The organism is Pantoea sp. SORGH_AS_0659, from assembly GCF_031453915.1.
Classification (GTDB): domain Bacteria; phylum Pseudomonadota; class Gammaproteobacteria; order Enterobacterales; family Enterobacteriaceae; genus Pantoea; species Pantoea leporis.
Genome location: NZ_JAVJAK010000001.1, coordinates 3,475,691 through 3,499,697, shown reverse-complemented (window position 1 = coordinate 3,499,697; position 24,007 = coordinate 3,475,691). Strand labels below are relative to the sequence as shown.

Genomic DNA, 24,007 nt, shown 5'->3' with positions numbered 1-24,007 from the left:
GCAATCATGGAATATGAATTTCTGCGTGATTTGACCGGTCAGGTCAAAGTGCGTATGTCGATGGACCACGAAGCGGTGGGGCACTGGTTCAACGAAGAGGTCAAAGACAATCTGCCGTTGCTGGATGAGGTTGAGGCCGCCGCCCAACAGGTGAAAGGCACCATCAATCAGTGGCAGCGTGTCGGGCATGAATACACGCTGTGGCTGGATGATGAAGAGGTGATGATTCGTGCCAACCAGCTGGCGCTGGAAGATGACGGCATGGAAGAGGGCATGACTTATTACGACGAAGAGAGCCTCTCTTTCTGTGGCGTCGACGATTTTCTCGCAGTGATTGCCGCTTATCGGCTGTTTATTGCCGGTAAATAACTAAACAGTAAGGTCGCCATTGATGGCGACCCAGACGATTACCGCGCCGCGCCACTTGCCACGGAATGCGCATGCGTCACCTGTTCCTCATCGACGATAGGTTCAACTTTACCCATCAGGAACAGATAGTTAAGAATGCCAATTACCACCAGCACCGCCGAGAACACCAGCGCCCAGGTAAAGTGGCCGGTTGCGCCAACAATCGCGCCGGTAATGATCGGCCCCACCGCGCCGCCCATGTTTGAAACGGTATTCTGCAGCCCCGCCACAATCGACACGCTGTTTTGCGGTGCCACATCGCCCGGCAAGGCCCACACTTGTGATGCCGCCACGGTGGTGCCGGATTTGGCGATACACAGCAGCAGCACGGTCATAAACACCGAATCGGTGAACGGGGCAAATCCGATACACAGCGCCATCAGCAGGCCGATGGTGAGAAACAGTTTTCGTGTAGCGGTCAGCGACAGCACTTTGTTATGCACCATGCGATCCGATGCCCAACCCGCCAGCACTTCAATCACCATGCCACAGATCAGCGGCAGCGCAGCCACCATCCCCATTTTGAGGAAATCCATGCCTTTATCTTTCACCAGATAGGTCGGCAACCAGGTAATAAAGAAATAGGAGGTGTAGTTGATGGTGAAAAAGCCAATGCACATTGCCCAGATATTGCGGTAGCGCAGCAGCTTGTACCACTTCATCGGCCGCACGCTTTTGTCGCCGTGCTTTTGCGTCTGGCCATTACGGATGAAGCGCACTTCTTGCTGGCTTATCGACTTATGATCTTCCGGATTTTCAGCGTAGATAAAGTACCAGGCAATCACCCAGAACAAGCCCAGCGCACCTATTGCGAGGAAGGTCAGACGCCAGTCGAACAGGGCGATCATAAAGACGATCAGCGGCATGGCCACCGCACCACCAAATTTGGAGGCACTGTCGAACAGGCCAGAAACCGTGGCGCGTTCGCGATCCGGGAACCAGCGCGCGGTAATGCCCGCGTTGCTGGGATAGGCGGCGGCTTCACCGACGCCGAGCGCTAAACGCAGCGCCAGCAGCGATTTAAAGCCGGTCGCCAGTCCCATCGCCATGGTGGCGATCGACCACCAGCCGACGGCGATACCAAGCCCTTTTTTCTGGCCGAAGCGATCGGCAAACCAGCCCGCCGGGATCTGCAACAGCGCATAAGACCAGAAGAACGCCGCCATGATGAAGCCCATCATTTCAGGATTGATATCGAGCTCTTTGATCAGATGCGGAGCCGCTGCCGAGAGAACGGTGCGGTCAATGTAGTTAATGGCGATGGCCAGCCACATCAGGCCAGCAATCCACCAACGGATACGACTCGAGCGCGCAGAGTTAGTCATAGTAATTATCCACTCGAAAAAGGTTACAGAGAAAGGCGGCGTGTTATTCCAGCCCGTTCATCACGTTGATTGGGCGTTTGCCCTGTTGGATGCACTGCACAATTTGCGTCACGCAGCGTTCACCAATCGCGCTGATCGCACCATCGGTGTAACCGGCGATATGCGAAGTGGGAATGAAGTTGCTGAGCGTAAACAGCGGATGCTCGGTCAGCGGTTCCTGCACAAACACGTCAGCCGCTGCTCCGGCGATCACGTTATCCAGCAGCGCCTGATAAAGATCCTGCTCATTCACTACGCCGCCGCGTGAGGCATTAATCAGGAAGGCATTTTTCTTCATGCGTTTGAGGCGCGCGGCATCAAACAGATTCTGCGTTTTGTCGGTAAGCGGCATGTGCAGAGTGATGAAATCGCTGGTTTCGGTCAGCTGATCCAGCGTGACGAAGTCGATGCCGTGTTCAGTAGCAAACGGCTCATCAGGATAAAAATCAAACGCGATCACCCGCATGTTGAAACCTCTGGCGCGCAGCGCGACCTGCTTGCCAATATTGCCCAGCCCGATGATGCCCAGTGTTTTACCGTACACGTCGGTGGCAAAAATACGCGGCCAGCTGCCCGCTCGGGTTTCGATGGCGGCTTGGGTGATCTGACGCGCGCTGTTAAGGATCAAAGCAAAGGCGAAATCAGCGACAGCATGTTTATTGGCATCCGGCACGTTGGTGACGTAAATCCCGCGTGCACGCGTAGCATCCAGATTGATGTTGTCTACACCGACGCCGTGCTTACAGACGATTTTCAGCTGCGGTGCTAACGCCAGCAGCTCTTCATTGATGTCGGTAAAAGCCACGATCAGCGCCACGGTGTCAGCCAGATGCGGCTGGAGTGCGCTCAGCGGCGCATCGGCGGGCAGCGTAATCAGCTCAAAACCGTGCTGTTGCAGCGTGGTTATCGGCGTCGCGTCATATTTTGCAAACGACGGTGAGGTACAGATGACTTTCATAATTCTTCCCGATGTTGAAAATAAATACCGTTCCCGCGGATCGCATGCATCGTAGCGGCGCAATTTATTGCGCGAAAAATCGCGCCGCTACGGCTTGTGCGGCGATTGAAATCGGCTTCACGCTGCTATGGTGATGACTCTAATTACTGCAAATACTGATTCACAATCTGGCGGATCTTCTGCTCTTCTTCGGCAGAGAAACTCACCGCGTAGCGGCTGTCACCAACCTCAAAACCAAGCAGCGTCACCGCTTTTTTCACTGCAGCGGGAGAGAAGCCGACGCTATACAGATCGGTGCGCAGACCGGTCACATTCTCTTGCGCCAGGCGCGAACCTTCGATATCGCCAGCATGGAAGCGCGCCCAAATCGCGTTGATCTCTTTAGGCGCCACGTTAGCAAGGCCAGAAATGCAGGCCGAGCAGCCGTCGACAAAGCCCTGATGGATCAGCGAATCCGGGCCGTTCAGCACATCAAAACTGTTGATGCCTGCAGCCGCTTGCAGAAAGCCGCTCAGGCTCTCATAGCTGCCGGCGCTGTCTTTGATACCGATGATGTTTGGGTGTGCGGCCAGCGTGCGTACGGTTTCCGGTTGCAGCGTGTTGCCGGTGCGCGCCGGAATGTTGTAAAGGAACAGCGGCACGTCGATGGCGTCAGCCACCGCGCGATAGTGGGCAATCAGCTCTTCCTGCTTTAGCGGCACGAAATAGGGTGTGATGACCGAAACCGCATCCACGCCCAGCTTCGCCACTTGTTTCCCAAGGCGAATGGTTTCACGCGTGGAGATCTCGCCAATGTGCGCCACCACCGGTGCGCTGCCGTTCACTTCATCAACGCAGGTCTGCGTTACCGCCAGCTTCTCCTGTTCGTTCAGCACGAAGAATTCGCCGTTGGTGCCGCCGCAAAAGATACCGTTGCCGGCGCTTAACTGGCGTTGTACCTGCGCGCGCTGGGCGGCTGGGTTGAATGCGCCGTCGCGATCGAAGGTGGTGACGATGGCAGTTAATACGCCCTGAATTTTCTTACTCATGTTGTCCTCGATAATCCTTAGTGATTCAAAGCCGGCAACAGCGTCAGGTAGACGTTGCGTACGTCATCGGCGCCCACTTTCATCGGTACATTCTTCATCAGGCGCTGCACGTCGAGCGCGGCTTCCACCAGATACGGCAGATGATCCGGGCCGATACCCAGCTCTTCCAGGCTGGCGGGCAGCTTCAGGCGCTTCACCAGTGCGGCAAAATACGCCACCAGCGCGTGGGATTTGGCTTCGTCGTCCAGCGTGATATCGGCATCCGGCAGCAGATCGTAAACCTGAGCGAATTTGCTCACCGCCGCCGGTCGTACAAAGCGCATGCAGGGCGCGAGGAGAATGGCATTGGCGACGCCGTGCGGCAGGTGATATTTGCCGCCCAGCGGATAAGACATGGCATGTACCAGATGCGTACCGGCATGCGCAATCGATGCACCACCGTAATAAGACGCCCACAGCATATTCAGGCGCGCTTCGAGATTGTCGGGTTCGGCGATAGTGGTTTCGAGGCTGGCAAACAGCTTTTTCATGCCGATCAGCGCATAGTTATCGCTCACCGGGTTCGCCACGGTCGCGGTAAAGCACTCAATCAAATGGCACAGCGCATCGATACCGGTGGAAGAGGCGATGTGCGCTGGCATGCTGGTGGTGAGTTCTGGCACCAGCGCGACATAATCTGGCAGCATCACCGGCGTGATAATGCCGACTTTGGTCTCTTTCTCGGGGATCGCCAGAATCGCGTTGGGCGTGGCTTCCGAGCCAGTACCTGCGGTGGTCGGAATCAGCAGCGAAGTGGTGCGCGTGTGCGGCTTCTCACCAGCCAGTAACGCCTCCAGCGTCGGCGCATCTTCGACACATAGAATCGACAGCAGCTTAGCGACATCCAGTACGCTACCACCGCCGATGCCAATCACCAGATCCACATCGGTGCTCGGCAGCGCGGCGACAATGGCCGCCACATCGTGCTGGCTAGGCTCTGGCGGCACCGTGTTGACGATGCTCAGGCTGGCAATCTGCTGCGTGAGCTGGGCGATCAGCTTTTGTACCGCCGGAATGCCTTCAATATTCTTATCGGTCACCAGCAGCGCTTTGTCTTTACCTTGCAGTAAATAGCTGAGGTCATTAAGCGCCTGAAAGCCACTGATCACGGTGCTGTTGATATTCATCTCTTACCCTTACGTTTTTTGCGCGGAATGATTGATTTTGCTCAATCGGCGCGAGTTTCATCACTGCAGTGCCTAATTTTATAGGGCAAATTGATTTCGATTAATTTGATCTTGCTCACATATAATCAATCATGATTGAATATAATCATTGCAGCCCGGCAGCGGCCGGAAGAGGAGAAAGCATGACTTCACAGCCATGGAAAACGCCAGTCTTAGTGATTGCCGATGACTTCACCGGCGCCAATGACGCGGGCAGCGGGCTGGCACAAGCCGGAGCGCGTGTGCATGTGCTGTTTGAGAGCAGCACGCCACACGACGCTGGTGCTGCCGATGTGCTGGTGATCAGCACCGATAGCCGTGCAACCAGCGCACAAGAAGCGGCCCAACGCACGCGAGCTGCCATTGAGCAACATCACGCCATCGCTAACGACGGTTGGTTATTTAAGAAGATCGATTCCACGCTGCGCGGCAATCCCGGCGCGGAGATCGAAGCCGCGATGCAGGCCAGCGGTAAAACATTAGCCTTAGTGGTGCCGGCAGTGCCGAAGCTGGGACGCACCACGCGTGCGGGTGACGTGTGGATCCATCAGCAGCGTTTGATCGACAGCGAATTCGCCAGCGATCCCAAAACGCCGGTCACCAGCGGCCATGTGCTGACGCGTCTGCAGATGCAGAGCACATTGCCGGGTGAAACCCTCGACCTCGCCACGCTGCGCAGCGATCAACTGGCGCAGGTGCTGGCCAGCAAGCAAGGTTTGCTGGTGGTGGATATCGAACATGACGCCGACATTGCCTTGTTGATGGCCGCGGCAGCCACGCTGGAGACGCGTCCGTTGTTGGCCGGAGCGTCCGGGCTCAGCGATGCGCTCGGCGCGTTGCTGGCGGCACGTCAGTCGCGTCCGGTGCTGGCGGTGGTCGGTTCGATGAGCGCCATTGCGCAGCAGCAGATTACACGCCTCGCTAGCCAGCGTGACATCCGCATTATCGACATTGATATCCGTCAGCTGTTTGCCCAACCGGCCTGGCCGCAGGCTGAACGGTGGCAGCAAGAAATGCAGCAGGCGCTGCACGACGGCGCGCATTGCGTGGTACGCACTACCCAACATGCCGGGCAGCGTCATGAGATTGCGCAGTTGTGCCAACAGCATCAGGTTTCTCGTCAGCTATTGGGCGAACGCATCTGCCAGTTTCTCGCGCAGTTAACCCGTCGCGTGTGCCGCGAGGTGCAGCCTGCTGGGCTTTATCTCTCTGGCGGCGATGTGGCGATTGCCGTGGCCCAGGCATCAGGTGCCCGCGGTTTTCAGATTCAGGGCCTTGTGGCGGGCTGCGTGCCGCACGGGGTTTTGCTTAACAGTGAATTACACCTGCCGGTGATGACCAAAGCAGGTGGCTTTGGTGATGAAAACACCCTGGTAGAAGCCATTCGTTTTATTGAGGAGAAGTCGAGTGAGTAAAATTATTGCGATTACCATGGGCGATCCGGCGGGCATCGGCCCGGAGATCATCATTAAAGCGCTGGCAGAAGGTGAGTTAGCGGGCGTGCCTGCCGTCGTGGTCGGTTGTGCTAACACGCTGCGTCGGGTGATGGGTTTACATGTCACGCCGCAGGCTGAACTGCGCGTGCTCGACCAGGTCAAGGATGCGCATTTCGCGCCCGGCATGATCAATGTGATTGATGAGCCGCTGGCGGATGCCGCCGCGCTGCAGCCTGGCGTGGTGCAGAAAGCAGCGGGTGATTTGGCCTGGCGTTGCGTTAAACGCGCCACCGAACTGGCGCTGGCTGGCGACGTGCAGGCGATCGCCACCGCACCGTTAAATAAAGAGGCGCTGCACTCAGCGGGGCATATCTATCCCGGCCACACCGAACTGCTGGCGCAACTGACCAACACCAAAAATTACGCCATGGTGCTCTATACCGATAAGCTGAAAGTGATTCACGTCACCACGCATATCGCGCTGCGTAAGTTCCTCGATACCTTAAACGGCGAGCGCATTCAAACGGTGATCGGCATGGCCGACAGCTTCCTGCGCCGCGTCGGTTTCGACCAGCCGCGCATCGCGGTGGCAGGCGTTAATCCGCATGCCGGTGAAAACGGTCTGTTTGGTGATGAAGAGATCACCATCGTCGCGCCTGCCATTAACGCCATGAAAGCGCAGGGCATTGATGTCAGTGGCCCGTGTCCGCCCGATACCGTGTTCCTGCAGTGTCAGGAAGGACAGTACGATATGGTGGTAGCGATGTACCACGATCAAGGCCATATCCCGCTGAAATTACTAGGCTTTTATGATGGTGTTAACATCACTGCGGGCCTGCCGTTTATCCGCACCTCGGCGGACCACGGCACCGCGTTTGATATCGCCTGGACAGGTAAAGCGAACTCTGCGAGCATGGCGATCTCCATTAAACTCGCGATGCAGCTTGCATAGGGAAATATGAAGGGACAAAGCCGTCTCGACCAGATTATGGATTATCTGAAGAGCCATAATTTGGTCACTGTTGAACAACTGGTGAGCGCGATTTCTGCCTCGCCAGCGACGATCCGCCGCGATCTGATCAAGCTGGATAAAGAAGGCGTTATCAGCCGCAGCCATGGCGGCGTTACGCTGAATCGCTTTATCCCCAATCAGCCGACCACGCTGGAGAAGATGCAGCGTAATCTCGCCGAGAAGCAGGCCATCGCGCAGTTTGCCGCCAGTTACGTGCAGTCGGGTGATGCGGTGGTGCTGGATGCCGGCACCACCATGCTGGAGCTGGCGCGCCAGCTGACGCACCTCAAGCTGCGGGTCATCACCGCCGATCTGCATATCGCGCTGTTTCTGTCGGAGTTTAAGCAAATCGAAACCACCATTATTGGTGGACGCATCGACGATTCCAGCCAGTCGTGCATTGGCGAACACGGTCGCCGTTTGCTGCGCAGCATCAATCCTGATATTGCCTTTGTCAGCTGCAACTCGTGGAGCATCGAACGCGGGATTACCACGCCAACCGAAGAGAAAGCCGGATTGAAGATGGATCTGCTGGCCAACGCGCGCCGCCGCGTTCTGCTGGCTGACAGCAGTAAATACGGTTCATGGTCGCTGTATTGCGCCGCGCCGATTGATAGCCTGACTGATGTGGTGACGGATGCACGTCTGGATGAAGCGGTGTGCCGCGACCTGCGCGAGCGGGGTATTGGATTGGAGTTGACGGTTTAGATTTAGATTGAGATTGTGCTGGCTGTCCCCCATCCCGGCCTTCCCCCGCCAGCGGGGGAAGGAGACGCTGCCACATGCAACTCTCGAACTGACATATTGCAGCATCTTCCTCCCCCACTTGTGGGGTAGGACCGAGGAGGGGGACAGCGAGCACCAACCAAGGAGGGGGGCAGCAAGCACCAACCGAGGAGGACAGCCAGCACCAACCTGCGGGCAATGATTACTTAACGTAAGCCAGCAAACTCAACGAATCGCGCGCCAGCGACTTACACTTCTTGTCGTTGGTAATGGCGATACCGCTCAAATCCTTGTAGCTCTCTTCGCCCAGCGACTTCATGTTGTAATTGCTGTAGTTGCTTAAATCCCAACGGTTCTGTTGGGCGAAAAACACCAGTGCTTTACGAATCTGCGCGTCTGGCAAATCCTGATAGCCACAATCGTTCTTGAGATAAACGAACACGGCGGTGAGGTCGGCCAGATCTTCTGCTTCGGATTCGCTCAGGGCAAAACTGGTGGAGGAGAAGCCAAGGAGTCCCGCCAGCAGCAGGATCTTGATGCTTTTCGTCATAATCATTCTCAACAAGGGACAATTTATTGACGTTAGCACAGTTATTGCCGCTATTCCGCTAAATTTGCCCTTTCGGGCCATTCCCACCCTTTTTATCAGTGCAATCTGTTTCAGGGCTTGACCCTCCCGCAGGGTAAAGGTTTACGCTGTGCCCTTATTCACGACAAGGATAAGAATATGCAACGTCGTCATTTTCTAAAGTTGACTGCCGCACTCAGCGCCGCCGGTGCGCTGCCGCTGTGGAGCCGCTCACTAATGGCCGCCACGCGCCCATTATTACCGATTCCCTCCATTTTGCAGCCTGATGCCCGCGGGCAATATACCTTGACCGCCATGACCGGTAGCAGCCAATGGAATGGCAAAGCGGTACCTACCTGGGGATACAACGGTGGATTGCTCGGACCCGCGCTGCGTCTGCAACGCGAAAAAGCCGTCACGGTGAAATATCCATAATCAACTGCCGGAAGCCACCACCTTGCACTGGCACGGGCTGGAGATCCCCGGCGATGTTGATGGCGGCCCGCAAGGGATTATTGCGCCCGGCGCGACGCGTCAGGTCAGTTTCACCCCTGATCAACCCGCCGCGACCTGCTGGTTCCATCCGCATCACCACGGCAAAACCGGTTATCAGGTGGCGCAAGGTCTGGCGGGTTTGGTGCTGCTGGAAGACGAAGCGTCCGGCAAGTTGCGTCTGCCGATGCAGTGGGGCGAAGACGATGTGCCGCTGATTTTCCAGGATAAGCAGCTGAATAAAGCGGGAACGCAAATCGATTATCAGCTCGATATCATGCGTGCCGCCGTCGGCTGGTTTGGCGACATGATGCTCACCAACGGCGTGCAGTATCCGCAGCATGCGGTGCCACGCGGCTGGCTGCGTCTGCGTTTGCTTAACGGCTGTAACGCGCGTTCGCTGCATATCGCCACCAGCGATCAACGTCCGCTGTACGTAATTGGCAGCGACGGTGGGTTGCTGGCCGAGCCGGTGAAAGTGGATAGCTTGCCGCTGCTGCCGGGCGAGCGTTTTGAAGTGCTGGTGGATACGTCAGATGGCAAAGCCTTCGACGTTGTGACGCTGCCGGTGACGCAGATGGGCATGACGCTGGCGCCGTTTGACCAACCGCTGCCGCTGGTCAATATTCTGCCGCTGCGCGTGATGGCCAGCGGTACGCTGCCAGACAAGCTGGTAGATCTGCCGCCCATTCCAGCCACCGAAGGCCTGCAAAGCCGCTGGCTGCAGCTGATGATGGATCCGCAGCTTGATCAGCAAGGTATGCAGGCGCTGATGGATCGTTACGGCGATAAAGCCATGGGCGGCATGAAAATGGATCATGGCAACATGGCGATGAGTGATAGCGCGAAGCCGATGGATCATGGCGATATGGCGATGGATCACGGCAGCCACGGCAAAACTGCCGCCTATGATTTCCATAATGGCAACAAGATTAACGGTCAGGCATTTAACATGACCAAGCCGATGTTCAACGTGGAGTTGGGTAAAGTCGAGAAGTGGACGATTTCCGGTGAAGGCGATCACATGCTGCATCCGTTCCACATTCACGGCACGCAGTTCCGCATCCTGTCAGAAAACGGCAAGCCGCCTGCGCCGCATCGCGCAGGCTGGAAGGACATCGTCAGCGTTAACGGCTGGCGCAGCGAAGTGCTGGTGCGCTTCAACTATGTCGCTAACGCCGACAATGCGTACATGGCGCATTGCCATCTGCTGGAGCATGAAGATACCGGCATGATGCTCGGTTTTAGCGTCAGTTAACCGACGCCTCCAGTGCCAGGCGAATATCCTCGATCAGGTCGTCAGGATGTTCGATACCAATCGACAAGCGCACGGTCGCATCGGTGATGCCAATACGCTGTCGCACATCCTGCGGCACGCCCGAATGAGTGGTGCTGGCAGGATGGCTGGCAAGCGATTCGGTGCCGCCGAGGCTCACCGCCAGCTTGAACAGTTCCAGCGTATTAAGGAAACGGAACGCCGCCGCTTGCCCGCCACGAATATCAAACGAGAAGGTTGAACCCGCGCCGCTGCACTGGCGCTGATACGTTTTGCCCGCCGGACTTTCTGCCGCCAGATACGGCAGCCAATGCAGTTTTTCCACCTGCGGATGATCGCGTAAAAACGCCGCCACGTTTTCGGCATTGCTGGTGGCTTTCTCCATACGCAGCGACAGCGTTTCCAGCGAGCGGCCAATCATCCAGCTGGAGTGCGGATCCAGCTGCGTGCCGATGGCGCTGCGCAGCGAACGTACCTTGCCGATCAACGCTTTGCTACCCAGCACCGCACCGGCAATCAGGTCCGAGTGGCCGCCGACATATTTGGTCAGTGAATAGAGCGACAAATCTGCGCCATGCTGCAACGGCTGTTGAAACACCGGCCCGAGCAGCGTGTTATCGCAGGCGAGAATCGGCCGCGAACCTTGCTGCTGCGCAATCACATCCGCCACCTGCTGCATCAACTGGATATCCACCAGGCTGTTGGTGGGATTGGCGGGCGTTTCAATCAGAATCAGCGCCACGCGTCCGCGCTGCCACGCCAGCTTCGCCGCTTCATGCACCTTATCTTCATCGGTGCCATCGCTGAAACCCACCGCTTTGATCTCCAAATCGTGCAGCGTTTTGCTCAGCAGCGTTTCGGTGCCGCCGTACAGCGGCTGGGAATGCAGAATCACTTCGCCCGGACGCGCAAACGTCAGCAGCGTGGTGGCAATCGCCGACATCCCGGAGGAGAACAGCGCCGCGCTTTCCGCGCCTTCATACACCGCCAGCCGATCTTCTACGATTTCGCTGTTGGGATGATTGAAGCGTGAATAGACCAGCCCACCAGTTTTGCCTTCCGGCGGCTGCTTGCGCCCGGCGACGAAATCGAAAAAGTCCTGCCCCTCTTCGGCGCTGTTAAACACGAAGGTGGAGGTGAGAAACACCGGCGGTTTCACTGCGCCTTCCGATAACTGCGGATCGTAACCGTAATTCAGCATCTGCGTTTCCGGGTGCAGATCGCGCGTACCAATCTTGGTTTTTTTACTGGATGAAGCGGTCATAGGAACTCCAGAACTCGGCGGTAAAGGGGCGGACGTGTTCCTACAGTTAACGCCAGCGCGATAAATTTCGCCACGGAATCGTTTGCGTTCTGTGCGCGGCGTTAGACGCTGGCTCGTCTATGATAGACTTCGTGGCTTTCCAAAAACCGTAACTGGACGCATGCAATGAAACATACCGTCGACGTGATGATCTCCGAGCAAGAGATCGCAACCCGAATTGCCGAACTGGGCAAGCAGATCAACGAGCACTACCGCGACAGCGGCAGCGAAATGGTGCTGGTGGGTTTGCTGCGCGGCTCCTTTATGTTTATGGCCGATCTGTGCCGCGCCATCGACGTGCCGCATGAAGTCGACTTTATGACGGCGTCAAGCTACGGCAGCGGCATGTCGAGCAGTCGCGATGTGAAAATCCTCAAAGATCTCGATGAAGATATTCGCGGCAAGGATGTGCTGATCGTGGAAGACATCATCGATTCCGGCAACACGCTGAGCAAAGTGCGTGAAATCCTGCGCCTGCGCGAGCCAAAGTCACTGGCGATTTGTACCTTGCTGGATAAGCCAGAGCGTCGCGAAGTGGACGTCACCGTCGAATACGTGGGCTTTACCATTCCCGATGAGTTCGTGGTCGGCTTTGGTATCGATTACGCCCAGCGCTATCGCCATCTGCCGTATATCGGCAAAGTTATCCCGACCGGTGAATAACCGCACAATCGTCCAAGGCTAAACTTCCCCGCCTGCGATACACTGCGCAGCCCGTAAGCCAACGGTTTATGGGCTGGCTCGACTCTCTGCTAAACTCCATTGATTTCTTAATGTTAATGACCGCGACATCGCTCGTGCGCATTACCATTTTCATAGGCCTTTGATGTCTCTACAACAAGGTATGGATTCGCAATGACATATGCACTGGAAATTTCCGGGCTGACCAAAACCTATCCCGGCGGCGTACAGGCGCTGAAAGGACTCGATCTCAACGTGGAAGCGGGCGACTTTTACGCCTTGCTGGGGCCAAACGGCGCCGGTAAATCCACCACCATCGGTATTATCAGCTCGTTAGTGAACAAAACCGGCGGCAGCGTGCGCGTGTTTGGCTATGACCTGCAAAAAGATGTGGTCAACGCCAAGCGCCAGCTTGGGCTGGTGCCGCAGGAGTTCAACTTCAACCCGTTTGAAACCGTAATGCAGATTGTGGTCAATCAGGCTGGTTACTACGGCGTTGAACGCGCTGAAGCTAACAAGCGCGCGGAAAAATACCTCAATCAGCTCGATCTGTGGGGCAAACGCAACGAACGTGCGCGCATGCTTTCGGGCGGTATGAAGCGCCGCCTGATGATCGCGCGTGCGCTGATGCATGAGCCGAAGCTGCTGATCCTCGATGAACCGACCGCGGGCGTAGATATCGAACTGCGCCGTTCGATGTGGAGTTTCCTGAAAGAGCTGAACATTAAAGGCACCACCATCATCCTCACCACGCACTATTTGGAAGAGGCGGAAATGCTGTGCCGCAATATCGGTATTATTCAGAGCGGCGAGCTGGTGGAGAACACCTCGATGAAAGGGTTGCTCTCCAAGCTGCAATCCGAAACCTTTATCCTCGATCTGGCGCCGCGTAGCCCGCTGCCGCAGCTGGAGGGCTTCCAGTATCGACTGGTCGATACCTCGACGCTGGAAGTGGAAGTGATGCGTGAGCAAGGTCTGAACAGCGTGTTCAGCCAGCTGAGCACGCAGGGCGTGCAGGTGCTGAGCATGCGTAACAAAGCTAACCGCCTTGAGGAGCTGTTCGTCAGCCTGACACAGGGAAAAACAGGAGTGAAAGCATGACGCACTTGTATTGGGTGGCGCTCAAGAGCATCTGGAGCAAAGAGATCAATCGCTTCGCCCGCATCTGGATTCAGACGCTGGTGCCGCCGGTGATCACCATGACGCTCTACTTCATCATCTTCGGCAATCTGATCGGTTCACGCATCGGCGATATGCACGGTTTCAGCTACATGCAGTTTATCGTGCCGGGCCTGATCATGATGGCGGTGATCACTAACGCTTACGCCAACGTGGCATCGTCGTTCTTTAGCGCCAAATTTCAGCGCAACATTGAAGAGCTGCTGGTGGCACCGGTGCCAACGCACATCATTATTGCCGGTTATGTCGGCGGCGGCGTGGCGCGCGGCGTGTGCGTGGGGATTTTGGTTACCGCGATTTCGTTGTTCTTCGTGCCGTTCCACGTGCATTCGTGGTCGATGGTGGCGCTGACGCTGTTGCTGACGGCGATTCTGTTCTCACTGGCGGGCCTGCTGAATGCGGTATTCGCGCGCACTTTTGACGATATCAGCCTGATTCCCACCTTCGTGCTGACGCCGTTAACCTATCTCGGCGGCGTATTCTACTCGCTGACGCTGCTGCCGCCGTTCTGGCAAGCGGTGTCGAAGCTGAATCCGGTGGTGTATATGATCAGCGGCTTCCGTTACGGTTTCCTCGGCATCAACGATGTGCCGCTGGTGTTCACGCTGTCGGTGCTGATCGCCTTTATCGTGGTGTTTTATGTGCTGGTGTATTCGCTGATTCAGCGTGGGCGCGGGTTACGTACGTAGATTTGGGAGTGATCTTCAAAAAGATCGCCATTCATGGCAACCAAAGAAAAGGGCGCGGTGTAAAAATCGCGCCCTTGTTGTATCAGGCGACCTGAACCGGCAACGCCTTAGCGAGGCGCTTCATTTCGTTATCGCCTTCGAAGTAGGCAACTTTCGGCTGCCAGCTGCGTGCGACTTCATCTTCGACCTGCACGTAAGAGCAGATGATCATGATGTCACCGGCGCAGGCGCAGCGTGCGGCGGCACCGTTGACTGAGATGATCTTCGAGCCACGTTCAGCGGCAATTGCGTAGGTTGAAAAACGCTGGCCGTTGGTGACGTTGTAAATATCGATGGCTTCGTATTGCAGAATGCCGGAGGCGTCGAGGAAATCCTGGTCAATGGCGCAGGAACCTTCGTAATGCAAATCTGCCTGAGTGACTTTAACGCGATGCAGTTTGCCTTGAAGTACGGTGCGAATCATAACTGTCTAACCTTGTTAAGCTGCCAATAAACAACGGAAAACTACTCCGTCAGATCCACTTGCTGATTATCAATCAGACGTGCATTGCCAAGCCATGCGGCCATCAAAATCACCGCGCGCTGGCTGTCCACGTTCAGCGCTTGTAAGGTTTCGGCATCGCAAATCGCCAGTCCATCCGGACGGAAACCCTTCTCACGCAACGCCACTTCCGCTTGCTCGATAATCTCTTCAACATGGCGCTCGCCGTTGCTCAGACGTTCGGCCATGCTGTTCATCACCTGGCTAAGACCGGACGCGATGTTACGCTCGTCGGCGGTGAGATAGCCATTGCGCGAACTCAGCGCCAGACCATCTTTTGCGCGTACCGTTGGCACGCCCACAATCTCGATATCGAAGCCCATATCCGCCACCATCTTGCGGATAATCGCCAGCTGCTGGAAATCCTTCTCGCCGAAGCAGGCGATGTCTGGCTGCACCAGATTAAACAGTTTGCTGACGATGGTGGAGACGCCGCGGAAGTGTCCCGGACGGCTGGCGCCTTCCAGCAGCGATGATAAACCCGGCACTTCCACAAAGGTTTGGCTATCCAGGCCTTTGGGATAAACATCGGCCGGTGCGGGTGCAAACACCAGATCCACGCTATGACGATTCAGCTTCTCGCAGTCGTCCTGCAGCGTGCGCGGATAGCGCGCTAAATCGTCGGGACGATCAAACTGCATCGGATTGACGAAAATTGAGACCACCACAACATCAGCGCGCTCGCGCGCTTCATCGACCAACGTTAGATGACCGTCGTGCAGGTTGCCCATGGTGGGCACCAGCGCGATACGTTTACCTGCCTGACGCCAGCGACGAATCTCACGACGCAGCATCGGCAGTGTTTCAATGATCAGCACTGCAAATCTCCTGATTTACTGGAAACTGTGTTCAGCGGCTGGATAAAGGCCCGCTTCAACGTCGGCGATATATTGGCGAATCGCTGCACGAATGTCGCCGGTTTCTGCGAGGAAATTTTTGGCAAATTTGGGAACGTGACCGCCGGTAATGCCAAAGGCGTCGTGCATCACCAGAATCTGGCCGTCAGTGACGTTGCCCGCGCCGATGCCGATCACCGGCACCGACAGCGCTTTAGTGATGCGTTCCGCCAGCGCCACCGGCACGCACTCCAATACCAGCAGCTGCATACCGGCGGCTTCCAGCGCCAGCGCATCGGCCAGCAGACGTTCAGCGGCGGCTTCATCGCGGCCCTGTACTTTATAGCCACCGAAGATGTTCACCGACTGCGGCGTCAGGCCCAAATGGCCGCACACCGGGACAGCGCGCTCGGTTAGCATACGCACGGTTTTCCGCCAGCCACTCGCCGCCTTCCAGCTTCACCATATTGGCGCCGGCGCGCATCAGCTGTGCGGCGTTAGTAAACGTCTGTTCTGGCGTGGCGTAACTCATAAACGGCAGATCGGCCATCAGCAGCGCCAGCGGCGCGCCACGGCGCACGGCGGCGGTGTGATAGGCGATATCGTCCACGGTGACCGGCAAGGTCGATTCGTGGCCCTGCACGGTCATGCCGAGCGAATCGCCAATCAGCATTACCTGAATGCCTTCATCGGCAAACAGGCGGGCAAAACTGAAGTCGTACGCCGTCAGCGTGGCAAATTTGCGCCCGCTGGTTTTAAGTTGGCGTAAATGGGAGAGGGTTGTTGGTTTCATCACACGCTCCAGAGTTTTCTGATGCGCGCAGTGTACTACGGCTTACTCAGACCACAAACGGATAGCGCTGCGATCCAGGGTGGCAAGAATCACAGATAAGGCTTGTCCATTCGGCAGCGACAATTGCGGGGCAATTTCCAGCAGCGGTACCAGCATAAATGCGCGATTGTGCATGTCGTAGTGCGGCACGGTCAGGCGCGGCGTGTTAATGGTCTGGTTGCCAAACAGCATGATATCGAGATCCAGCGTGCGCGGTCCCCAGCGTTCAGCTTTGCGCACGCGACCGTGTTGCAGCTCAATGCGCTGGGAATGATCGAGCAGCGCCTCAGCGTTCAGCGCGGTTTCCAGCGCCACTACCGCATTAAGGTAATCAGGCTGATCCGGCGGGCCGTACGGCGGCGTGCGATACAGGGAAGATGTGGCGATGCGCGAGGTATGCGGAATGGCATCGAGCGCGGCCAACGCTGCATCAACCTGATGCAGCGGATCGGCCAGATTACTGCCTAAAGCGAGGTAAACGCGGGTCATTGCGGACTGTTTGTGCGAGGCCCGGTTGGACGGCGACGCGGACGGCGCGGTTTACGGCGCGGGGCCGGATCGTCGCCCAGCGTGGTCATCATGGTTTTCTGCTGCACCGGGTGCCGCCGCCTGGAACTCGCCCCACCAATGCGTCAGCTTTTGCAGCTCAGGATTGTTTTCCACGTCGGCACGCAGCGCCATCAAATCGTAAGCGGCACGGAACTTAGGATGCTCCATCAGCTTCCACGCACGTTTGCCGTGACGACGCGACATGCGCAGCTGCAGCTGCCAGATATCACGAATCAGCGTGGTGATACGCTTGGGAATCGCCAGCGCGCGGCAGGCTTCATCCAGCGTTTCGTTCATCGACAAGGCGAAAGCATCGTAATAAGTCAGGCCGCTTTCCTGCGCAATGCGTTCGGCGGATTCCAGCTGCGGATACCAGAACATTGCGGCAAACAGGAAGGCCGGATTGACGCGCATATCATTTTGCAAGCGGGTATCCGTATTTTTCAGAACCTGCGCCAGCATACGCTCCATCAGGCTGTCGCTTTCGGCGGTGAAACCGCGCGTCAGCATCGGGAACAGCGGCTGGAACAGCTGATATTCACGCATCATCTGATAGGTGCGGTAGCCGTAACCGGCCTGCAGCAGCTTGAGCGACTCTTCAAACATGCGCGCCGGCGGAATGTCATTCAGCAGCGTTGCCAGACGCGGAATCGGCTCGGCCGTTTCTGCCGCGATACGCATCTGCAGCTTGGCGGCGAAGCGCACCACACGCAGCATGCGCACCGGATCTTCGCGGTAGCGCGTTTCCGGATCGCCAATCATGCGAATGATGCCTTCGTGCAAATCGTGCAAGCCACCGACGTAATCACGTACGGTGAAATCGGCCACGCTGTAATAGAGGCTGTTGATGGTGAGATCGCGGCGCTGTGCATCGTCTTCAATGCTGCCGAAAATGTTATCACGCAGCAGCATGCCGTTTTGGCCGCGCTGCGAGCTGTTGCGATCTTCTTCGCTCTCTTCATGATGATGACCACGGAAGGTGGCGACTTCGATCACTTCCGGACCGAACATCACATGTGCCAGACGAAAACGACGACCCACCAAACGGCAGTTGCGGAACAGCTTACGCATCTGTTCAGGCGTGGCGTTGGTGGTGATATCAAAGTCTTTCGGCTTGCTGCCGAGCAGCAAATCGCGCACGCCGCCGCCAACCAGGTAGGCTTCGAATCCGGCTTTGTTCAGGCGATAGAGCACTTTGAGGGCGTTTTCGCTGATATCTTTGCGTGAGATGTTGTGGCTTTCTCGTGGAATGACAGTCATCTGACCAGGACTTTCAGCTTCCACCTCTTCAGGCGCCTCCTCATCACGCTTGAGGACTCTCCGGCAAAAATTAGCGACTCGGGTAAAAATGGGACACCTCGACAGTGAGAAAAAGGGTGTTAATAAAATCAGCGGCTAATCATAGCCTGTTGAGAACCATTTAGGAATGGTGATGTCGTTTCATCCTCTTTAAGACCGTTCTGCAACGGAATCAGGCGGATATTCCACTGCGCGACGGCCTGTTTCAACAGGCTTTCCAGCGATTCATCCTGCCAGCCAGCCGAAACCGGCTGACCAAGAAAGCGTAAAGCCTGCACCAGCAGCGGCCGCGCATCGCCAGCGGGCAGCGCGGGCGCATGATTCTGCTTGGAAAGCTTGTTGCCTTCACGGTTGACCGCCAGTGGCAAATGCAGGTAATCCGGCACAGGCCAGGCAAACTGCTGATACAGCGCAATCTGGCGCACCGTGGGCTCAATCAAATCCGCGCCGCGCACGATTTCCGTTACGCCCTGAAAATGGTCATCAACCACCACCGCGAGATTGTAGGCAAACAGCCCATCACGGCGATGGATAATAAAATCTTCCTGCGCCAGCTGCGCTTCAGCCTGTAAATGGCCACGCAGGCGATCGTCAAAGCCGCTAACCGGCGCATGCTGACGCAGGCGCAGCGCGGCGTTGTCCGGCGGCAGCTGCAAATCGCGGCAGTGACCATCGTAAAAACCGCCCAGCTGCTGGATGCGGCTACGCGTGCAGGTGCAGAAGTAACTTTGTCGATGCGTTTGCAGCCAGCTTAGCGCGGCGCGATAGGCATCGTGGCGCTGTGACTGCCATAAAACGTCGCCATCCCAGTAAAGACCATAATGTTCCAGCTGCTGCAAAATACGCGTTGCGGCACCGGGAACTTCACGCGGGGGATCGATATCTTCGATGCGCACCAGCCAGCGTCCCTGTTGCGCGCGCGCACTCAGGTAACTGCCTAACGCAGCAATCAGCGAACCAAAATGGAGGTCACCAGAAGGGGAGGGAGCGAAACGCCCAATGCAGTTTGAGGGATTCATAACGAAGTGTACCGCACGTCGGGAAAACAGGGATTTTCCCGGCTGTGCGGTAGCAATTTGCTTACGGCCATTAGCCAGCCATCTGCTTCTCGCGGATTTCTGCCAGCGTTTTGCAGTCAATGCAGAGATCGGCAGTCGGACGCGCTTCAAGGCGGCGAATACCAATTTCTACACCGCAGGAGTCGCAGTAACCGAAATCGTCGTCATCCACTTTCTTGAGCGTTTTCTCAATCTTTTTAATGAGTTTGCGCTCACGATCGCGGTTACGCAATTCCAGGCTGAACTCTTCTTCCTGCGCAGCACGGTCGACCGGATCCGGGAAGTTGGCAGCTTCGTCCTGCATATGTGACACAGTGCGATCTACTTCATCCCGAAGTTGGTTGCGCCAGGCTTCCAGAATCTTACGGAAATGGCCTAGCTGGGCGTCGTTCATATACTCTTCGCCCGGTTTCACCTGATACGGCTCCACTCCAGCGATGGCGAGGATACTCAGGGACGATGTTTTACGGTTTTGCCCTTCTTGCATGTTGTTTCTCCTGGATAACACGCACTTCCCTAGATACGTCAAGTTGCATGTGTTGACTGTGTGCCTGCAACCTAAACGATTTAGGGCTTATCGATTCCCATAAAGGGAAAAAAACAGGCCGCTATAAATAGCAGAAGCAATCAAGGTTGGCAATTATTCCTGACCACTACTTGACAAGCCTCTGAACAATCGCGTATTCAGCGCCTCGCCCAGAACATTCCTATCACACCAAATTGCCTTAAATATTACAACGCTACGTTAATCGGTTGCGTAAGTAATATCTTTAACGGTGAAATTTGCGCTTGATACGCCAAAACTTCCACACCACCACGCTGCGCCTGTTCCAGTAGTTCTGCGTAGTGCACGTCGATATGGCGTGCCGGGGAAACGTCCTCAATCCCCGTATGCAGAACTGCGAACAACAAAACGGCTCGATGACCTTCTGCCACGATGGTGCTCAATTCGCGCAGATGTTTCTGTCCACGAGCCGTCACCGCATCCGGAAAATAGCCTTTACCTGCCTGTAAAAGGGTGACGGACTTGACTTCAATATAGCAGTTGGATCGGCCATCCGCTTGCAGCAGGAAGTCAATTCGGCTTTTTTCCGTGCCGTATTTCACTTCAGGCTGGCAGCGGCTGTAAGCGGATAATTCCGGAATCGTGTCGAGTGTCAGCGCCTCGCGCACCAGCTGATTGGCGCGCAGCGTATTCACGCAGATCCAGTGGCCTTGTTGGGTCTTGGTAAGTTCCCAACTGTGCGGATATTTCCGCGTGGCACTGCTGGATGTCGAATACCACACGGTATCGCCCGGCGTGGCGCAGCCGGTCATCGCGCCGGTATTGGCGCAGTGAATGGTCAGCGTTTCACCTTCTGGCGTAACCACATCGGCTAAAAAGCGTTTGTAACGGGCGATCAAACGGGCGGGTTTAAGCGGCGGATCGAATTCCATTTACTCTCCTGCGGATGATAGTAGCGGCCAGCGGGCCAGCGCCTGATAACGTGTGCGGCCGCGCGTCACGTTCGAAGCGAACAGCGCAAAATGGCGGATATCGGTGCGCCAGTGAAAACCGCGCGGCGGCAGCGCGATCTGTGACGCTGCTTGGCGCAACAGCGTGACGTGCGGATGAAACGGCTGCGGGCTCTGTGCGCAGCCATGACGTGCGGCTTGTGCGCGCAGCAGGCTGGCGAGCTGCAGTAATCCGCGCGGCGCCCGCTGACAACCGAGCCACACCACGCCGGGACGCGGCCAGTGACCGGCGTCATCCAAATCGAGGGCAAAACCGGGCTGTTCGATGCGTGAGGCCAGCAGCTGCAGCTTGCGTGACGTCTCATCGCTGACCTCGCCGAGAAACGCCAGCGTCAGGTGCAGGTTAGCCGCCGCCACCGGTTTCCCGGCTTCGGCAGCAAAATTATCCGCGCGCCACTGCACCAACTGTTGCTGGAACGGAGCGGGCAGTTCAAGAGCAAAAAACAGACGTTGCGTTGCCAGGTTGGCCTCCGGTAATCCGCGCCTCAGAGTGCTACAATGCGCGCCATCTTAGCACAGGCATTTTGGGAGTTGAGTTTGAGTGAGTTACCGGTAAGCGAGGTGCTGCCTGCGTTGCTGGACGCGCTGGCGCAGTCGCCGCAGGTGTTGCTGGCGGCGCCGACCGGCGCAGGTAAATCGACCTGGCTGCCATTACAGCTGCTGCAACACGCCCCATTGCCCGGCCGCATCATCATGCTGGAGCCGCGCCGACTGGCGGCACGCAACGTGGCGCAGCGTCTGGCAGAACAGCTTGGCGAGCAGCCGGGCGGCATCGTTGGCTATCGCATGCGCGGTGAAAACTGCTGCGGTGCCAACACGCGCCTCGAAGTGGTCACCGAAGGCATTTTGACGCGCATGTTGCAGCGCGATGCGATGCTGGAAGGCGTCTCACTGGTGATCCTCGATGAATTCCATGAACGCAGCCTGCAGGCCGATCTCGCGCTGGCGCTGCTGCTCGATGTGCAGCAAGGATTGCGCGACGATCTGAAAATCCTGCTGATGTCGGCCACGCTCGATAATCAGCGTTTACGTCAGCTGCTGCCGGATGCGCCCTTTGTGGTCTCTGAGGGCCGCAGCTTCCCGGTCACGCGCCGCTATGCCTCACTCAACAGTCAGCAACGTTTTGAAGAAGCGGTAGCGCGCGAGGTGGCGCAACTGCTGCGCGAAGAGTCAGGATCGCTGCTGCTGTTCCTGCCCGGCGTGGCGGAGATCGAACGGGTTAAGCGCGAGCTGGAAGCGCGGGTCAGTGACGAGGTGGATCTTTCTCCTTTATATGGCGCGCTGTCGCTGGAGGCGCAACGCCGCGCCATCCTGCCGTCTCCGGCGGGCCGCCGAAAAGTGGTGCTGGCGACCAACATCGCCGAAACCAGCTTGACCATCGAAGGTATCCGCTTAGTGGTCGATAGCGCGCTGGAGCGCTCGGCGCAGTTTGACGTGCGCAGCGGCGTGACGCGGCTGCAAACGCAGCGTATCAGCCAGGCGTCGATGACGCAGCGCGCCGGTCGTGCTGGTCGTCTGGAACCTGGCATCTGCCTGCACTTACTGCCACAAGAGCAGGCGCTGCGTGCGGCGGCGCAGAGTGAACCGGAAATTCTCAATAGCGATTTGACCTCGCTGCAGATCGATCTGCTGCAATGGGGATGTCAGAATGCGTCACAGCTTATGTGGCTTGACGCGCCGCCGCCGCGCAACTTGCGTGCGGCGTGCGAGCGGTTAACCCAGCTAGGCGCGCTGGAGAATCACCAGCTCAACGCGCGCGGTCGAAAAATGGCCGCGCTGGGCAGCGATCCGCGCCTGAGCGCGATTCTGGTGGCTGCCGGGCAAAACAACGATGCCATCGCCAGCGCCGCGCTGCTGGTGGCGATTCTGGAAGATCCGCCACGCAGCGGCAGCGCAGATCTGCGTGATGCGCTTAACCATCCGCAGTCGCACTGGCAGCGCCGCGCGCGTCAGTGGCAGAAGCGCCTCAACGCCAGCGGCGGCACCATTAATCCCGACCTGTTCCCGCAGCTGCTGGCCGCCGGTTTTGCCGATCGTCTGGCGCAGCGTCGTGGCGACAGCGCGCGCTATCAGCTGGCGAACGGCATTGGCGCGATGCTCAACGAGCAGGATGGTTTGAGCCGCTATGAGTGGCTGATTGCACCGACACTGCTGCAGGGCGCCAGCGCCGCCGAGGCGCGCATGTTACTGGCGCTGCCGGTGGATATCGACGCGCTGCGCCGCGAATGCCCCACCTTAATTGAGCAGCGTACCGACGTGGAGTGGGATGAAGATAAAGGCACTTTGCGCGCGTGGAAACGCGAACTGATCGGCGCGCTGGTCCTAAAAGCGCAGCCGCAGGCACGCCCGGAGGCGGAAATATTGCATCCGGCGATGCTGCGCTGGATCCGCGAAAAAGGATTGTCGGTGCTGGGCTGGAAAGAAGACGCCGAACAGCTACGCTTGCGGGTGCACTGTGCTGCGCAGTGGCTGCCGGAAGAGCCGTGGCCGGAGCTGGACGATGAAAGCCTGCTCGATACGCTTGAAAGCTGGCTGCTGCCGGAGATGAGCGCGGTACGCGATCTGAAAGGATTGCAGAGCATCAACCTTGTCAGCGCATTATTACATTTGCTGACATGGTCACAACGTCAGCGGCTGGATACTGTGCTGCCAACTCATTACACTGTGCCGACCGGAAGCCGCCTGCCGATCCGCTACGATGCAGAGAAGCCACCCGCGCTGGCGGTGCGGATTCAAGAGATGTTTGGCGAAGCACAGAACCCGGCGGTGGCCGATGGCCGCGTACCGCTGGTGTTAGAGCTGCTCTCGCCCGCGCACCGTCCGCTGCAGATCACCCGTGACCTCGCGGCGTTCTGGCGTGGTGCGTATCCCGAAGTGCAGAAAGAGATGAAAGGGCGCTATCCAAAGCATCCGTGGCCGGACGATCCGGCCAACGCCTTACCCACAAGGCGGACCAAGAAATTTTCATCGTGAAACGCAGTGGACCGAATTCAGAGGGTTCTGCCATGCGTAGCACGAGTAAGCAGTTGTAGACTAAATAGAGTAACGGCCG

Annotated in this window: 21 protein-coding genes and 3 pseudogenes; 9 read left to right on the top strand and 15 right to left on the bottom strand. The window is 57.3% G+C overall.

Features of this window, described 5'->3' with window-relative positions; all coding sequences use genetic code 11:
- Nucleotides 1–6 precede the first annotated feature (6 nt).
- Entirely contained in the window at nt 7–369 is a 363-nt protein-coding gene (gene yacL, locus Q3H59_RS16625) for a protein YacL (RefSeq protein WP_101762088.1), read from the top strand.
- A 38-nt stretch (nt 370–407) separates the two neighbouring features.
- On the opposite strand, the gene Q3H59_RS16620 is transcribed toward yacL, so the two are convergent.
- From Q3H59_RS16620 to Q3H59_RS16605, 4 genes are all read right to left on the bottom strand, one after another.
- Nucleotides 408–1,733 (bottom strand): MFS transporter, encoded by a 1,326-nt coding sequence (locus Q3H59_RS16620; RefSeq protein ID WP_101762087.1) that lies wholly within the window; start codon nt 1,731–1,733, stop codon nt 408–410.
- Nucleotides 1,734–1,776: 43 nt separating this feature from the next.
- Entirely contained in the window at nt 1,777–2,730 is a 954-nt protein-coding gene (locus tag Q3H59_RS16615; RefSeq protein ID WP_309835903.1) for a phosphoglycerate dehydrogenase, read from the bottom strand.
- Nucleotides 2,731–2,873: 143 nt separating this feature from the next.
- On the bottom strand, nt 2,874–3,758 hold the full coding sequence (locus Q3H59_RS16610) for a dihydrodipicolinate synthase family protein (RefSeq protein WP_309835901.1): 885 nt from the start codon (nt 3,756–3,758) through the stop codon (nt 2,874–2,876).
- 17 nt (nt 3,759–3,775) lie between these two features.
- Entirely contained in the window at nt 3,776–4,924 is a 1,149-nt protein-coding gene (locus Q3H59_RS16605; RefSeq protein WP_309835898.1) for an iron-containing alcohol dehydrogenase, read from the bottom strand.
- A 182-nt stretch (nt 4,925–5,106) separates the two neighbouring features.
- Between Q3H59_RS16605 and Q3H59_RS16600 the strand changes: the two genes are divergently transcribed.
- Genes Q3H59_RS16600 through Q3H59_RS16590 form a run of 3 tightly spaced genes read left to right on the top strand, consistent with a single transcriptional unit; the run spans nt 5,107 to nt 8,119 of the window.
- Nucleotides 5,107–6,378 carry a D-threonate kinase gene (locus Q3H59_RS16600; RefSeq protein WP_280172462.1) on the top strand — a complete coding sequence of 424 codons (1,272 nt, stop codon included), beginning with the start codon at nt 5,107–5,109 and terminating at the stop codon, nt 6,376–6,378.
- The gene (locus tag Q3H59_RS16595; RefSeq protein WP_101762082.1) at nt 6,371–7,351 is read left to right on the top strand and encodes a D-threonate 4-phosphate dehydrogenase; all 981 of its coding nucleotides are present in this window, start codon (nt 6,371–6,373) and stop codon (nt 7,349–7,351) included. Before Q3H59_RS16600 ends, Q3H59_RS16595 begins: the two co-directional genes overlap by 8 nt.
- A 6-nt stretch (nt 7,352–7,357) precedes the next feature.
- Complete coding sequence (locus Q3H59_RS16590) at nt 7,358–8,119, top strand: DeoR/GlpR family DNA-binding transcription regulator (protein WP_101762081.1); 762 nt, start codon at nt 7,358–7,360, stop codon at nt 8,117–8,119.
- A 220-nt stretch (nt 8,120–8,339) separates the two neighbouring features.
- Here the strand turns inward: Q3H59_RS16590 and Q3H59_RS16585 are convergent, their stop codons facing one another.
- Nucleotides 8,340–8,687, bottom strand: coding sequence for a YacC family pilotin-like protein (locus Q3H59_RS16585; protein WP_007888732.1), 348 nt, complete (start codon nt 8,685–8,687; stop codon nt 8,340–8,342).
- Between the two features lie 177 nt (nt 8,688–8,864).
- On the opposite strand from Q3H59_RS16585, the pseudogene cueO reads away from it, so the two are divergent.
- Nucleotides 8,865–10,455: pseudogene (cueO, locus tag Q3H59_RS16580) on the top strand (multicopper oxidase CueO).
- Here the strand turns inward: cueO and Q3H59_RS16575 are convergent.
- Nucleotides 10,448–11,737, bottom strand: a complete 1,290-nt coding sequence (locus Q3H59_RS16575; RefSeq protein WP_101762079.1) for a cystathionine gamma-synthase family protein — start codon at nt 11,735–11,737, stop codon at nt 10,448–10,450. The pseudogene cueO and the gene Q3H59_RS16575 overlap by 8 nt on opposite strands.
- 165 nt (nt 11,738–11,902) lie before the next feature.
- Here Q3H59_RS16575 and hpt point away from each other — a divergent pair, with 165 nt between their 5' ends.
- The 3 genes from hpt (at nt 11,903) to Q3H59_RS16560 (ending at nt 14,325) form a co-directional block, all read left to right on the top strand.
- On the top strand, nt 11,903–12,439 hold the full coding sequence (gene hpt / locus Q3H59_RS16570; RefSeq protein WP_176970671.1) for a hypoxanthine phosphoribosyltransferase: 537 nt from the start codon (nt 11,903–11,905) through the stop codon (nt 12,437–12,439).
- A 192-nt stretch (nt 12,440–12,631) separates the two neighbouring features.
- The gene (locus Q3H59_RS16565) at nt 12,632–13,558 is read left to right on the top strand and encodes an ABC transporter ATP-binding protein (RefSeq protein WP_101762077.1); all 927 of its coding nucleotides are present in this window, start codon (nt 12,632–12,634) and stop codon (nt 13,556–13,558) included.
- Nucleotides 13,555–14,325 (top strand): ABC transporter permease, encoded by a 771-nt coding sequence (locus tag Q3H59_RS16560; protein ID WP_101762076.1) that lies wholly within the window; start codon nt 13,555–13,557, stop codon nt 14,323–14,325. The genes Q3H59_RS16565 and Q3H59_RS16560 overlap by 4 nt, the downstream gene beginning before the upstream one ends.
- Before the next feature lie 82 nt (nt 14,326–14,407).
- On the opposite strand, the gene panD is transcribed toward Q3H59_RS16560, so the two are convergent.
- The 9 genes and pseudogenes from panD to thpR form a co-directional block, all read right to left on the bottom strand.
- Complete coding sequence (gene panD, locus Q3H59_RS16555) at nt 14,408–14,788, bottom strand: aspartate 1-decarboxylase (RefSeq protein ID WP_007888760.1); 381 nt, start codon at nt 14,786–14,788, stop codon at nt 14,408–14,410.
- Between the two features lie 41 nt (nt 14,789–14,829).
- Entirely contained in the window at nt 14,830–15,684 is an 855-nt protein-coding gene (gene panC / locus Q3H59_RS16550; RefSeq protein ID WP_192412372.1) for a pantoate--beta-alanine ligase, read from the bottom strand.
- Nucleotides 15,685–15,699: 15 nt separating this feature from the next.
- Nucleotides 15,700–16,495, bottom strand: a pseudogene (panB, locus tag Q3H59_RS16545) (3-methyl-2-oxobutanoate hydroxymethyltransferase).
- A gap of 42 nt (nt 16,496–16,537) precedes the next feature.
- Nucleotides 16,538–17,023: a 2-amino-4-hydroxy-6-hydroxymethyldihydropteridine diphosphokinase gene (folK, locus tag Q3H59_RS16540; protein ID WP_309835891.1), complete on the bottom strand. Its 486-nt coding sequence runs from the start codon at nt 17,021–17,023 to the stop codon at nt 16,538–16,540.
- Nucleotides 17,020–18,433: pseudogene (gene pcnB / locus Q3H59_RS16535) on the bottom strand (polynucleotide adenylyltransferase PcnB). The gene folK and the pseudogene pcnB overlap by 4 nt, the downstream one beginning before the upstream one ends.
- A 38-nt stretch (nt 18,434–18,471) precedes the next feature.
- Complete coding sequence (gluQRS, locus tag Q3H59_RS16530) at nt 18,472–19,401, bottom strand: tRNA glutamyl-Q(34) synthetase GluQRS (protein WP_192412365.1); 930 nt, start codon at nt 19,399–19,401, stop codon at nt 18,472–18,474.
- 70 nt (nt 19,402–19,471) lie between these two features.
- Nucleotides 19,472–19,927 carry an RNA polymerase-binding protein DksA gene (dksA, locus tag Q3H59_RS16525; RefSeq protein WP_007888770.1) on the bottom strand — a complete coding sequence of 152 codons (456 nt, stop codon included), beginning with the start codon at nt 19,925–19,927 and terminating at the stop codon, nt 19,472–19,474.
- Nucleotides 19,928–20,172: 245 nt separating this feature from the next.
- Nucleotides 20,173–20,877, bottom strand: a complete 705-nt coding sequence (gene sfsA / locus Q3H59_RS16520) for a DNA/RNA nuclease SfsA (RefSeq protein WP_192412363.1) — start codon at nt 20,875–20,877, stop codon at nt 20,173–20,175.
- The gene (gene thpR / locus Q3H59_RS16515; protein ID WP_192412749.1) at nt 20,878–21,417 is read right to left on the bottom strand and encodes an RNA 2',3'-cyclic phosphodiesterase; all 540 of its coding nucleotides are present in this window, start codon (nt 21,415–21,417) and stop codon (nt 20,878–20,880) included.
- A gap of 36 nt (nt 21,418–21,453) precedes the next feature.
- Here thpR and hrpB point away from each other — a divergent pair, with 36 nt between their 5' ends.
- Entirely contained in the window at nt 21,454–23,928 is a 2,475-nt protein-coding gene (gene hrpB, locus Q3H59_RS16510; RefSeq protein ID WP_192412361.1) for an ATP-dependent helicase HrpB, read from the top strand.
- The last annotated feature ends 79 nt before the right edge of the window (nt 23,929–24,007 follow it).

Bases quoted from the DNA above. Each gene is read 5' to 3' on its own strand.
- gluQRS (WP_192412365.1), bottom strand. From the start codon at position 19,401: ATGAATCCCTCAAACTGCATTGGGCGTTTCGCTCCCTCCCCTTCTGGT.
- Q3H59_RS16610 (WP_309835901.1), bottom strand. From the start codon at position 3,758: ATGAGTAAGAAAATTCAGGGCGTATTAACTGCCATCGTCACCACCTTC.
- Q3H59_RS16565 (WP_101762077.1), top strand. From the start codon at position 12,632: ATGACATATGCACTGGAAATTTCCGGGCTGACCAAAACCTATCCCGGC.
- hrpB (WP_192412361.1), top strand. From the start codon at position 21,454: ATGCGCGCCATCTTAGCACAGGCATTTTGGGAGTTGAGTTTGAGTGAG.
- Q3H59_RS16585 (WP_007888732.1), bottom strand. From the start codon at position 8,687: ATGACGAAAAGCATCAAGATCCTGCTGCTGGCGGGACTCCTTGGCTTC.
- panD (WP_007888760.1), bottom strand. From the start codon at position 14,788: ATGATTCGCACCGTACTTCAAGGCAAACTGCATCGCGTTAAAGTCACT.
- hpt (WP_176970671.1), top strand. From the start codon at position 11,903: ATGAAACATACCGTCGACGTGATGATCTCCGAGCAAGAGATCGCAACC.
- Q3H59_RS16600 (WP_280172462.1), top strand. From the start codon at position 5,107: ATGACTTCACAGCCATGGAAAACGCCAGTCTTAGTGATTGCCGATGAC.
- Q3H59_RS16590 (WP_101762081.1), top strand. From the start codon at position 7,358: ATGAAGGGACAAAGCCGTCTCGACCAGATTATGGATTATCTGAAGAGC.
- folK (WP_309835891.1), bottom strand. From the start codon at position 17,023: ATGACCCGCGTTTACCTCGCTTTAGGCAGTAATCTGGCCGATCCGCTG.
- Q3H59_RS16560 (WP_101762076.1), top strand. From the start codon at position 13,555: ATGACGCACTTGTATTGGGTGGCGCTCAAGAGCATCTGGAGCAAAGAG.
- Q3H59_RS16605 (WP_309835898.1), bottom strand. From the start codon at position 4,924: ATGAATATCAACAGCACCGTGATCAGTGGCTTTCAGGCGCTTAATGAC.
- yacL (WP_101762088.1), top strand. From the start codon at position 7: ATGGAATATGAATTTCTGCGTGATTTGACCGGTCAGGTCAAAGTGCGT.
- sfsA (WP_192412363.1), bottom strand. From the start codon at position 20,877: ATGGAATTCGATCCGCCGCTTAAACCCGCCCGTTTGATCGCCCGTTAC.
- Q3H59_RS16620 (WP_101762087.1), bottom strand. From the start codon at position 1,733: ATGACTAACTCTGCGCGCTCGAGTCGTATCCGTTGGTGGATTGCTGGC.
- Q3H59_RS16575 (WP_101762079.1), bottom strand. From the start codon at position 11,737: ATGACCGCTTCATCCAGTAAAAAAACCAAGATTGGTACGCGCGATCTG.
- dksA (WP_007888770.1), bottom strand. From the start codon at position 19,927: ATGCAAGAAGGGCAAAACCGTAAAACATCGTCCCTGAGTATCCTCGCC.
- Q3H59_RS16615 (WP_309835903.1), bottom strand. From the start codon at position 2,730: ATGAAAGTCATCTGTACCTCACCGTCGTTTGCAAAATATGACGCGACG.